The 11,851-nt window shown below is 41.8% G+C and carries 13 protein-coding genes, 3 tRNA genes and 1 pseudogene; 10 read left to right on the top strand and 7 right to left on the bottom strand.

Going from position 1 to position 11,851, the window contains the following annotated elements; translation table 11 throughout:
- A partial coding sequence (locus tag BMX95_RS18960) for a transposase (protein WP_143067618.1) occupies positions 1-344 on the top strand: 344 nt, incomplete at its 5' end.
- A gap of 119 nt (positions 345-463) precedes the next feature.
- Here the strand turns inward: BMX95_RS18960 and BMX95_RS18955 are convergent.
- The 3 genes from BMX95_RS18955 to BMX95_RS18945 form a co-directional block, all read right to left on the bottom strand.
- A tRNA-Lys gene (locus tag BMX95_RS18955) sits at positions 464-536 on the bottom strand.
- Between the two features lie 99 nt (positions 537-635).
- Positions 636-708: transfer RNA gene (locus BMX95_RS18950), tRNA-Lys, on the bottom strand.
- A 99-nt stretch (positions 709-807) separates the two neighbouring features.
- A tRNA-Lys gene (locus BMX95_RS18945) sits at positions 808-880 on the bottom strand.
- A 254-nt stretch (positions 881-1,134) separates the two neighbouring features.
- Here BMX95_RS18945 and BMX95_RS18940 point away from each other — a divergent pair.
- A complete protein-coding gene (locus tag BMX95_RS18940; protein WP_081202470.1) occupies positions 1,135-1,941 on the top strand; it encodes an SDR family oxidoreductase in 807 nt (268 codons plus the stop codon).
- A gap of 77 nt (positions 1,942-2,018) precedes the next feature.
- On the top strand, positions 2,019-2,834 hold the full coding sequence (locus BMX95_RS18935; RefSeq protein ID WP_081202471.1) for an SAM hydrolase/SAM-dependent halogenase family protein: 816 nt from the start codon (positions 2,019-2,021) through the stop codon (positions 2,832-2,834).
- Positions 2,835-3,369: 535 nt separating this feature from the next.
- Here the strand turns inward: BMX95_RS18935 and BMX95_RS35950 are convergent.
- Positions 3,370-3,474 (bottom strand): annotated as a pseudogene (locus BMX95_RS35950) (hypothetical protein); the annotation flags it as partial.
- 34 nt (positions 3,475-3,508) lie between these two features.
- The gene (locus BMX95_RS18925) at positions 3,509-4,576 is read right to left on the bottom strand and encodes a Gfo/Idh/MocA family protein (protein ID WP_081202473.1); all 1,068 of its coding nucleotides are present in this window, start codon (positions 4,574-4,576) and stop codon (positions 3,509-3,511) included.
- 84 nt (positions 4,577-4,660) lie between these two features.
- Here BMX95_RS18925 and BMX95_RS18920 point away from each other — a divergent pair, with 84 nt between their 5' ends.
- From BMX95_RS18920 to BMX95_RS18890, 7 genes are all read left to right on the top strand, one after another.
- Positions 4,661-5,554 carry a helix-turn-helix domain-containing protein gene (locus BMX95_RS18920; protein ID WP_081202474.1) on the top strand — a complete coding sequence of 298 codons (894 nt, stop codon included), beginning with the start codon at positions 4,661-4,663 and terminating at the stop codon, positions 5,552-5,554.
- Between the two features lie 80 nt (positions 5,555-5,634).
- The gene (locus BMX95_RS18915) at positions 5,635-6,471 is read left to right on the top strand and encodes an SDR family oxidoreductase (protein ID WP_081202475.1); all 837 of its coding nucleotides are present in this window, start codon (positions 5,635-5,637) and stop codon (positions 6,469-6,471) included.
- Between the two features lie 123 nt (positions 6,472-6,594).
- Complete coding sequence (locus BMX95_RS18910; protein WP_133053982.1) at positions 6,595-6,987, top strand: hypothetical protein; 393 nt, start codon at positions 6,595-6,597, stop codon at positions 6,985-6,987.
- A gap of 218 nt (positions 6,988-7,205) precedes the next feature.
- Entirely contained in the window at positions 7,206-7,451 is a 246-nt protein-coding gene (locus BMX95_RS18905) for a hypothetical protein (protein WP_081202477.1), read from the top strand.
- An 8-nt stretch (positions 7,452-7,459) separates the two neighbouring features.
- Positions 7,460-7,912, top strand: coding sequence for a hypothetical protein (locus tag BMX95_RS35010; RefSeq protein ID WP_081202478.1), 453 nt, complete (start codon positions 7,460-7,462; stop codon positions 7,910-7,912).
- A gap of 51 nt (positions 7,913-7,963) precedes the next feature.
- Positions 7,964-8,407, top strand: a complete 444-nt coding sequence (locus BMX95_RS18895; RefSeq protein ID WP_081202479.1) for a hypothetical protein — start codon at positions 7,964-7,966, stop codon at positions 8,405-8,407.
- A 269-nt stretch (positions 8,408-8,676) separates the two neighbouring features.
- Positions 8,677-10,311 (top strand): NADP-dependent glyceraldehyde-3-phosphate dehydrogenase, encoded by a 1,635-nt coding sequence (locus tag BMX95_RS18890; RefSeq protein ID WP_081202480.1) that lies wholly within the window; start codon positions 8,677-8,679, stop codon positions 10,309-10,311.
- Between the two features lie 85 nt (positions 10,312-10,396).
- Here the strand turns inward: BMX95_RS18890 and BMX95_RS18885 are convergent, their stop codons facing one another.
- Positions 10,397-10,993 carry a hypothetical protein gene (locus BMX95_RS18885; protein WP_081202481.1) on the bottom strand — a complete coding sequence of 199 codons (597 nt, stop codon included), beginning with the start codon at positions 10,991-10,993 and terminating at the stop codon, positions 10,397-10,399.
- A gap of 209 nt (positions 10,994-11,202) precedes the next feature.
- Positions 11,203-11,799: an RNA polymerase sigma-70 factor gene (locus BMX95_RS18880; RefSeq protein ID WP_081202482.1), complete on the bottom strand. Its 597-nt coding sequence runs from the start codon at positions 11,797-11,799 to the stop codon at positions 11,203-11,205.
- Between the last annotated feature and the right edge of the window lie 52 nt (positions 11,800-11,851).

The raw sequence follows: 11,851 nt of genomic DNA, 5'->3' as shown, positions 1-11,851 counted from the left end.
AGCGGGCCGAACTGATGTTTGAGCGCTATCCGCCAATCAAGAAGGCCTATAATTTATCAATGAGACTGACTATCATCTTCAACTCCTGCAAGTGCAAAGAAGAGGCGTTTAAAAAACTGGCTTTATGGTTCAATGAAATAGAAGAAGCGGGTATTGAATCTTTTAGGACCGTTTATAGATCCATCGAAACACACCACCCAAGTATCTTGAATTACTTTAATAACAGAAGCACCAATGCTTCGGCTGAATCTTTTAATGCAAAAATCAAATCTTTTAGGGCTTCTGCCAGAGGGGTAAGAGACATTAATTTCTTCTTATTCAGGCTCCAGAAAATCTATGCGTAAAAACCTAATCCCCCAACTATTTGACTTGATCCAATTGATCCTCTTTTCTGAATACAAAATGTACATTACCGGCATAAAAAAAGAGGCTACCAATTTTGATAGCCTCTTTACCATTTCTGTGATTCCGCTGGGACTCGAACCCAGGACCCCAACATTAAAAGTGTTGTGCTCTACCAACTGAGCTACGAAATCGACCTAAATTCTTTACTCTTACGAGCTGCGAAGATACTGAACCAATAATTCTGGCATAAAAAAAGCTACCATTTTTTGATAGCTATTTTGCCATTTCTGTGATCCCGCTGGGACTCGAACCCAGGACCCCAACATTAAAAGTGTTGTGCTCTACCAACTGAGCTACGAGATCAACCTAAGAACTTTATTATTTCCACCTGCGAAGATACTGAACCAATAATTCTGGCATAAAAAAAGCTACCATTTTTTGATAGCTATTTTGCCATTTCTGTGATCCCGCTGGGACTCGAACCCAGGACCCCAACATTAAAAGTGTTGTGCTCTACCAACTGAGCTACGAGATCAACCTAAGAACTTTATTATTTCCAATTTATAAAGGTCACGTTTTTTTAAGATCTTGCCCCAAATTACTATTCAACTCCTTCATTCTCTTTTCTTTCTGACCGTTTTGGAAGCGGTGCGTTTATTTTGGGAGTGCAAAAATAGGAGAAAATCATATCTCACCAAATTTTTTTAAAAAAAATCATAAACTATTTTCTCAACTCCTATTTTTTCAGCGGGTTAAGTCCGCTATTTTTGTGTTTACAAATGTAACGCTATGTCATTTTTAAAAGATAAGGTTGTAGCTATAACGGGCGGAAGCGATGGAATTGGAAAAGCCTTGGTTGATGCTTGTATTGCCGCGGGGGCCAAAGTGGCTACCTGTGCACGTAATTACGACAAATTATATACCCTTCAACTGCAGCACGCCAACGTTATGCTGCATACCATCACCTGCGATGTTAGTAAGGAAGCCGATTGCCAGCGTTTTATTGAATCTACCATCAAAACCTTTGGCGGTATAGATATCCTTATCAATAATGCCGGCATCAGCATGCGGGCCCTGTTCAACGATGCCGATATTGAAGTGATCAAAAAGGTAATGGACGTCAACTTCTTTGGCTCTGTGTATTGCACCAAATACGCATTACCCTCCATTTTAGAACGTAAAGGAACAATAGTAGGCGTTTCTTCCATTGCCGGTTACCGGGGTTTACCTGGTCGTGCAGCTTATTCTGCCTCTAAATTTGCGTTACAGGGCTGGCTGGAAGCCATCCGTACCGAATTGTTACATTCCGGCGTGCACGTAATGTGGGTATGTCCGGGCTTTACGGCGTCTAATATTCGTAATGCTGCCCTGAATGAGTCTGGTGAAGCCCAGGGTGAATCGCCGCTCGATGAAGCCAGTCTGATGAGTGCTGAGGAGTGTTCCCGCGAAATTCTGAAGGCCATCGAAAACCGTAAGCGTACCCTTGTTCTCACCTTCAACGGTAAAAGAACCATCTTTTTAAACAAACTTTTTCCCGCGCTAACGGATAAGCTGGTATACAAATTCTTTTTTAAGAACAATGAGCTTAGCAAGTAAGCGGCTCATTTCCTATATCTTTATTAAATTCAAACTTTTTCATTTCTCATTCCTTATTTAAAATTATTATTTCTTAAATGCCTTTACTAACCCTCACTTCTGATTTTGGTATGCAAGACTACCTGGTGGGTGCAGTAAAGGGCCGGTTATTGCAGCAGAGCCAGGAATTTACCCTGGTTGATGTATCGCATACAATTTCACCGTTCAACTATCCACAGGCTGCCTACGTCAGCCGCAATGCCATCAAGCAGTTTCCTCCCCATACCTTTCATTTACTGCTGGTTAACCTGTTTGAAAAAAAGCCGGAACAATTACTATTGGCCTGGCATAAGGAGCAATATCTTTTATGTGCCGATAATGGCCTGCTCTCCATGGTACTTGAAGATAAACCTGAAATGATCATTGGTTTGCCCCTCGATCCCCAGGCAATTAAAAACACCTTGTATTGTGTGCAGGTAATGGGCGAAGCTATTCATAAATTACACGGTGGAGCCCGCCTGCAGGACATAGGCATCCCCGATGTGCCTTTTATTGAAAAGAATCATTTACGTCCGATGTTTGGTGAGAACTGGATGGAGGGACAGATCATCTTTATAGATCATTTTGAGAACATTGTGGTGAATATTACCCGGGACCAATTCGAAGAAAATCGTAAAGGTCGCCCCTTCAAGATCGTTTTCAAACGTAATGAGGTGATCGATAAAGTGGCTGATACCTATGCCGACGTACCCGAAGGCGAAAAACTCGCTCTCTTTAATGCGGCTGGTTATCTTGAAATTGCTATCAACAAAGGCAATGCCGCCGGTTTATTTGGTCTGCAGGGTTTTACTGAACAAGCTCAACATCTCCAAAGCAGGCTGTTCTACCAAACGGTGAAGATCATGTTTGGGTAATTCTCGAGGTTCTACATTGAGTTATTTCCTGCCAACGGACTATTAAATTTTATTACTTTAGTAGCTGAATAATAGAATACAGTTATTAAGTAAACGCTGTTTTATAGTTACCCTCATATGATAGCTTTTCTTCTCATAATTGCACTAATTCTGTTTTTAACATGGATTCTATTGTGTTACATCCTTGTGAAATTCCTTACAGGTATTATCGGGCGATTCACAGTTGTAAAATGGGTGACAGGTAAAACAGCAGTAGTTCTAATGTCTATCATAATTGCATTACTTCCTTTTTTATACCTGCTTTTTTCAACAGGCGCTAAAAACTATTCAACAGCCTATATACAACCATATGGAGAAAACTTTAAAATAACTGTTAAAGGGAGAAGAATGCTTATGGTTCATGATCCCGTTTCTGTGTTATTAAATCATACCTACAATGACAGCGCCTCGTTTATAATCCCGAGGCAATATGGGACAATTCCTCGTAGTGAAATACAATTATTGAATGACAATGATAAATTGACGGGTACTATTGCTATTGATGGAAAAAAGATGAAAATCCAACTGTTTTACCATAACATGTACAAAGTGCCATATAATTGGAATGGGAGATATTATTTAAAACTGCAATAAGCCTTTCCTGGTTTTGCCTTGGTTTTGAGACGAAGTCGTGCCTACAACGCCACCCGCTTTCCTTCTTTTGCCGATCTTTTAGCCGCCTCCAGTATTCTCACAACGATAAGATTATTCTCCAGCGAAGAAAGATCGTTGGCGGGCTGCACCTTTCCGCGCAGCACATCTGACAGGTACTGCAGGTTATCGGTATAAGTCGGTTGTTGCAGGGTAACAGGGTCATAACTGCTCTTCAATCGCTGGTGAAGCGTATTGGGATTTAACGCATGCAGATAACCGGTTTTGCCAAAAACTTCCCAGTCTTTGATACTAAATGGCCAGTTCCACGATGCTTCAATGATACCGGTGGCTCTGGGATAATCCAGTACGATAGTGGCATCGTCGTCTACTTTCGGGTAGATGTCGGGCTTAATGTGGTGAGTGATTGCGGTTACGGCAACAGGCGCCTGCCCGTTCATCAACCAGGTCATCAGGTTGGCGCCATAACAGCCAAAATCAGTAATGGCACCACCGCCATTTTTCACCGGATCCGTTAACCATTGCAGAAAGTCATTGCTGCAACCAATCTCTTTTGGGCCTTCATGCCCATCGTGTACCACCATTTTTCTTACATCCCCGATGGATTGCGACTTAACCATGGTATACAGTTGCTGATTGCTTGGATACCAGGTGGTTTCATAATTTGTCAACAGCTGAATATGGTATTTACGTGCCAGTTCAGCCATGCGGTTGGCTTGCGCCACCGTAGTAGCCAGTGGTTTTTCTACCATTACAGAGATACCTTTGGGTGCACAAATTTCTACTACATCGATATGCTGATAAACCGGGTTGTAAGCCAACACTGCTTCCGGATGGATCTTCTGCAGCATCACATCCAGGGAAGGGTAGAAGATGGAATCGGGCAGTTGAAACCTTCTTTTATACCGGCCGCACAAGGCCGTATCAGCCTCGGCAATGCCCTGCAAAATCACCTTGCCGTCTTTGTACTGGTGCATCAGTCCCAGCGCATGGTCGTGGCTAAGGCCAGCTACGCCTACTTTCAATGGCTGCTGGCTTATTACAGGTAAAAAAAAGGCTAGTGCAATCAGGGTGAGGAATGACTTTTTCATATTCCTGAAGTTAAACCTTTAGCAAATACCATTCATTCCCTTCTTTTTTTGTGGCCGTTAACAAAAAGGGCTCAATTTTGCCATATGGAATCCCTTGAATCATTTTATCAGCATAAATTCAACAGGTATCCTCCAAACCTGCATCACACGATTGGGCAGTTTGGCGTGTTTCGCATTGAAGACCGGATGAGCAATGACCAGAGTCTTCCGCTGCATGTACGCCGCAACTTTTTTAAGATCATGCTTTTTACGGGCGATAACCAGTTTCGGTATAACAAGGAGATCATACCGGTGACAGGAAATACGCTGCTGTTTTTTCATCCACATGAACCTTATTCGTATGAAGAGCTAATACCGGGCACCAGTGGCTATTTTTGTGTTTTCAGAAGTGAATTCTTCCAGGAGCAGCTGCGTATCGATCTGGATCAGCTTCCCTTGTTCCGCTCTGTTGCGAAACCTGTTTTTCCATTATCGCCTGAAAGTTACCCCGAAGTAGAAAGCCTGTTTGAGAAAATGCTACGGGAGAACCAGGGCGACTATATTTATAAATATGAATTGATCAGAAATTATGTGAGCGAGCTTTTTTACCTGGCCATGAAAATGACGCCGCCTGAAAATCTGTTTCAACCGGTAGATGCAGGTAAACGGCTTACCCTGTTATTTCTCGATCTGCTGGAGCAACAATTCCCTATTGAAACACCTGCCGATTTGTTTCTGTTACGTACGCCCGGTGATTTTGCAGACAAACTTTTTGTACATGTGAATCACCTGAACCGGGCCATTAAAAAAACAACCGGTAGAACTACCAGTCAGCACATCTTTGACCGCTTGCTGGCTGAAGCCAAGGTTTTGCTGAAACACACTGACTGGAGTATTTCAGACATCAGCAGGGTATTGGGCTTTGATGATGGCGCTCATTTTAATAAGTTCCTCAGGAAACATGCCGGCGTAGGGCCAACTGCTTTCCGGGCTGTTTGATTTTTACCAATAATGGTTTTAGTTGTACCAATCCTTCCTTATGCCCCCTGCTAACTTTATACAACTAAAAATCAACAGAAATGGAAAACAAAAAAGTCTGGTACATCACGGGTGCATCAAAAGGCATGGGGCTTTCCCTGGCAAAACAATTATTGGCAGCAGGACATACAGTCGCTGCTACTTCAAGAAATATTACGGCACTGACAACAGCTATTGAACCAACGGAACGGTTCCTGCCATTACAGGTAGATCTGGCCAGTGAACAAAGCATTGCCGCATCTTTACAACATGCATTCAATACATTCGGCCGCATAGATGTGATCGTAAACAATGCGGGCTATGGCATAGGCGGCGCACTGGAAGAATTATCTACAGAAGAAATAGCGGCAAATTTTGATGTCAATTTTTTCGCCATTATCAGGGTTATTCAGCAGGCAATGCCTTACCTCCGGCGTCAGGGTTTCGGTCACCTCATCAATATTTCTTCCATAGCAGGTTTTGCGCCGGGTGTTGGCTGGTCTGTTTACGCTGCGGCAAAATTTGCGGTAAGTGGATTGTCTGAAGCGTTGGCGAATGACCTGAAACCGCTTGGGATCCGGGTAACCGCGGTGTCGCCAGGCTGGTTCCGCACCAGCTTTGCAAAACCGGAGTCGATCGCTTTCGGTAAAAAACAAATAGAGGATTATCAATACATCAGGACGTTTCATGAAAAATTCAATCAGATGGATGGGTTGCAGGCCGGTGATCCGGACAAGATAGCAGCCGCGTTGATGCAGTTGGTAACACACCCCAACCCGCCGGTTAACCTATTCCTTGGAACGGATGCATACAACCGCGCTGCCTCAAAAATAGCGCAGTTGTCAGCACAGCTGGAAGAATGGGGATCGGTATCCGCTTCTACAGACTTCACGATATAATCAAATAAAGGTGATGTTTTAAAATTACGTGAGAAAAAGATCGATATTGCTGCGAAAAAAATGGCGCCTTCAAAAAGTAGGACCCCTGGTTTATTAGCTTCTTTTTTAATAATAATAATTGGCATGACAGCCTGTGGAGTTACAAAATGCCAATTGGAAATATTACCCAAACGTGTATATGTCGCGTCCGGCGGTTATAAAACAGGATCAGGCTATTATTACGCTAATAAACATGTATACTTCCTGGTAAAAGGGGAATGTGGGAATAAACAACAAGCTAAAGCTGTAATTGATAATTTTGCCAAACAAGCTGCCGCTAAGGAAAGCGGCAGCTTTACTAACTATACTATATACTTTTATTACGAAAGTGACGAATTGAATGAAAAATCAATTCAGTCAGAGAAGGACGATCTCCGGTATAAACTATTTGACTATAATGACAATGAATTTATAGCCGTTTATACATTTAGAGAGTCGAGGTTTTCCGATGTAGTGTGGAGTAAAGAGTATGAATAACAGATCACATATCTTTTAAAATCGCCCCTACATCTTTACATTGGGTATTGCAACATCTCAATTAAAATTATGGCGAAACTCCCCGGGCGAACTACCACTTTTAATTTTTGATTTGAGCTCATTGTGTTTTTATTTATAACACAAAGCTCAGCCATCAAATACTAAGGCATATAGCCGATTCTCTTCTTGTTGTAGTGGAATGCAGGAATGATTAAATTATGGCAACTGCCAATATTAATTTTTATATTGGGCCCATGAACCCAATCCCTGAAAATTACACAGATTTCCTGCACTGGTTAAAAGATCATACCGAAACGTACTGGGCGCAAGATCCAAGAACATCAATGAATGAGGCCAAATGTCCGCTATGGATATTTGGCGCTAAATGGGTCGGCATGACTGAAGGCCAGGGCATTATTATGAACAATCATTTTTTCGGAACTGGCTTGAAGATGATGATATAAGCACCCGGTTGAACGATGTCTATCATTATATTGCGCGTGATATTAAAGAAAATAAATTTTGGTTGAATTCCTGGGGACTAAGAAGCACTAACGCCGAAGAAAGAATCAGCATTTTTGATGAATTATTTAAAAAGGCGCCCAAACTGGTTCCGGTTATGGGGCACAGATACCAGGTTGCTGACATGTCATTAGAAAAAAGACCAGTGTTATCGATCCTGGGTACAGATGTTGTTTATTATGGATCAGACTTTCGTTACTACCTGCTTAATGAAATTAAAGACCATTTGAATATTTATCATAAAGTATATGATGAGGAAGACGATACATGGTATTGGAATTTTAATGACGGGTTCGAAGATACCTTTGAGTATTATGATAGAACCAAACTCCCTGAATTGCCGTTCTGGAAAAGTTTTGTATTGTTCGATTGGACAAACCATGCGAATAATGTGAATTTGTAGTGTCTAAAACAATCTGTATTTTACCCTCCAAATCCTCCTAAAAGTTATACAATGAAATACCTGATTGTAGGTCTTGGCCTGATAACCGCTTCCTGTAACTGGGCTAAAGAAAAAACAAAAGAAACAGTAAATAAAACCGGTGAAGTCGTAGGAAAGGCCAGTTCTGAATTCGTCAATGGCGTAGCTAAAGGCGTTGAAAAGACCTTTGAAAACGAGGTCAAATTTTCCGACCAGCTTACCAAACAGGGATTGGCTGCAGGGAAAATTGTAATTCACAGTTCTGAACATCATTCAGATGATATAATTTCTGCCTACCTGATCTTTAATAATAATTTCGATCATGAAATTACCATTAAAGTATTTTCGCCACAGGGACAGGAATATGGCAGGGTGCATCAGAAAGTTAAAGGCAAGAAAGGGGATGCTTTTTACGTGGATTTTGAATTTGATAGCAGGACCAATATAGATGGTAAAGGAACTATCCAGTTTGAGTAATAACAGGCACAAAATATTAAAAAGAGGCAATCAGTATTGGTTGCCTCTTTTTTTGCAATTCCCGCCCAAAATTCCCATCTTGTAGAGGAAAATGTTATCTGGAAAATTATAAAAGTGTATCCATTACTATTATAAAAAACTAACAAATACAACAAAAGAGGCTACCAACTGGTAGTCTTTTTTATTTATAAAGTAATATCTGCAAAAAGATAAAGTAAGTACATTTGGAACACAATAAGATAAGAATAGATAAGTAAACCATTAATTCCATGCAACAACAGATTTCCGACAGGGGAACATTACCTGTGGTATTTAAAGAGGAGAGCAGCATTCCCGACAATTACAAGATCACCGAGATCCACCAGCGGGAGTATTTATTGAATGGTGAACTGGTTCCCTGGAATGGGCCCGTTACCAATATTTATTCCCCGGTTTGTATACCTACTGCAAACGGATTTGAGAAAAAGTTATTGGGCAGCATTCCCAATACCACTCCTAAAGAATCATTGGAGGCCCTCGACGCTGCAGTAGCCGCTTATGACAATGGTTTGGGCGAATGGCCTACCATGTCGGTAGAAGGCCGTATCAAATGCATGCAGAAGTTTGTGTATTTAATGATCCAGCAACGCGAGCTGGTGATCAAGTTACTGATGTGGGAAATTGGAAAAACACTGACCGATGCCACCAAGGAATTTGACCGTACGGTTGAGTACATCAACTTTACCATCGACGCCCTGAAAGACCTCGACCGCGAATCATCCCATTTTCAGCAGGCGGAAGGCACCATTGCACAAATAAGAAGAGCGCCGTTAGGCGTTGTATTGAGCATGGGCCCCTTCAACTACCCATTGAATGAAATTTTCACCACGCTGATACCAGCCCTTATCATGGGCAACACCATTCTGTTTAAATTACCAAAATTCGGCGTGTTGTGTCACTATCCTTTGTTGAATGCGTTTAAAGAAGCGTTCCCCAAAGGCACCGTGAATACATTATATGGAAAAGGATCAGAGATCATTTCACCCATCATGGAAAGCGGCAAGGTGAATGTACTGGCCTTTATCGGTAGCAGTAAAGTGGCTAACGGACTTAAAAAGTTACACCCGAAAGTAAACCGCTTACGCGCTATCCTGAGCCTGGATGCCAAGAATGCGGCCATTGTTACCAAACATGCCAATATAGATGTAGCGGTGAACGAATGTATCCTGGGTGCGCTTTCTTTCAATGGACAACGTTGCACGGCCCTGAAGCTGATCTTCGTACAAAGAGAGATTGCCGCAGCGTTTACTGAAAAGCTGTCTGCAGCTGTTTCAGCCATGAAACCCGGATTACCCTGGGAAGCGGGTGTGAAAATTACACCGCTGCCCGAAGACAATAAACCTGCTTACTTAAAGGCCTGCATCGACGACGCCATTTCAAAAGGCGCCAAAGTGATGAATACAAACGGCGGTTTCCAGGAAGGTTCTTTCGTATTCCCGGCGGTTGTTTATCCGGTTAATGAACAAATGCGGTTGTACCACGAAGAGCAGTTTGGACCTATCGTTCCTGTTGTGCCTTTTGATTCTATCGATGAACCGGTAGCTTATCAGGTAAACGCATCACATGGTATGCAGGTGAGTATCTTTAGTGAAGATGCCAAAGAAGTGGCCAGCCTCATCGATCCGTTTGTAAACCTGGTTAGCCGCGTTAATATCAATTGCCAGGCGCAACGGTCACCGGATGTATTTCCATTTACCGGAAGAAAAGACAGTGCAGAAGGTACATTATCCGTATTCGATGCGCTTCGTTCATTCTCTATCCGTTCACTGGTGGCAACAAAACTGACCGAATCGAATAAGAGCCTGTTCAATACGATCGTTAGAGACCATGAATCTAACTTTTTGAGTACCGACTATATTTTCTAAACAGCTGTTGTTTTAAATATAAAAACCCCGATAAGCAAATGCTATCGGGGTTTTTAATTACTTTTTTCCAGCCTATACTAGCATATTAATTCTTTCCGCCGCCGATGAAGAATCCAAGTTTGATGCCCATGTAACTGTTCTTTGAGGACCACTCGGATTTGGTGCTACCAACGATCACTTCAGTGGTAGTTTTAGGAACGAAGTTGTATTCCAGACCTACACGGAAGTGTGCGATCTCAACACCAGCTCTGATCATTTCACCAAATTTAGAACCACCGCTAGCGCTTGCACTGGAACCATTATCAGATACAGACGCAGCAGCCAGTGAATAGAGACCTAAGCCAAGACCTGCGAATGGACGAACGGTAGTTGAGGTGAAATAATAATCACCAGTCAACAAATAAGAACCAGCTGCTTTTACGTCAACGTTAGCTGAGTTTCCACTTGCATCAACTTGTCCGCGTGCCATAACAGCAGCTTCCATACGAAGACCAACTGAAACGTTAGGGATTACAGCATACTTAGGTTCCAGGGCGAATAAGACACCACCTTTAGCACCTGTTCCACCAGGAATCGCATAACCTAATGCGAGATCTACTTTGAAAGGTTTGTAAGTTGCATCTTGTGCTTTTGCAACAATTACGCTTGCTAACATCAGGATACCGAGGGTAAACTTCTTCATCAATATTGGTTTTTTGATTTGGCACAAAATAGAAGGCATTTTGTTCACGTGCAAGCGAAATAAAAAATAAAAATAAATATAGAGGGAAAAAACTCGATCTTCTAGTAAAGCTACGTTCGTATAATTTCTTATGTGAAAAAATAGGCAGCTATAATTGAATGATGAAGCGATATAAATATAATAAAATTATCTGCTACGCGTTGCCTTTTTTAATTCGATGCCAGGTACCAGGTAAACAGCAGGGCATTTACCTCAAAATGACCAACGTGTTTTCGTACAATTTTAAGTGCTTTCACGATATGTTTTTCTACCGTACTTACTGAAATATTCAATTGCTCGGCTATAGCCTGGTGTGATAAATTGTCGAAACGGCTTAGTAAAAACACCTCGCGGCATTTATCTGGCAACCGGTCTATTACAGTATATATTTTTTGTTCCAGCTGTTTAACATCCAGATTGTTTTCCGGTGCCTCTGCGCTGGTTTCTGGTTTTTGTAGCTGTAAGCGGTAAATATGTTTTTTACGCACCAGTTGTTCCCGGAACCGGTCGATGATCTTATTCCTCAACATCATGTGTAAGTACCCGCCTAAATTATGTGTCTCAATTTTTTTGCGTTTGAAGTACAGTTGAACAAACAGGTCCTGTACAATTTCCAATGCATCCTCTTTTGATTGCAGGCGCTTAAATGCAGCATTTAACAACAGAATAAAATAGCGTTCATACATTTCATCAAATGCACGCACGTCATCTTGTTTCAGTAGCAGAAATAGTTCCGTATCGGTCAAATTACAATAATCAGCCGTCATATTAGGAATAAGTAAATGAGTTCATAATTGCGCCTACTAATATTGAATTTAA

The organism is Niastella yeongjuensis (assembly GCF_900110245.1).
In the GTDB taxonomy this organism is placed as follows: Bacteria; Bacteroidota; Bacteroidia; order Chitinophagales; family Chitinophagaceae; genus Niastella; species Niastella yeongjuensis.
This window is presented reverse-complemented; position numbering and strand designations above follow the sequence as displayed.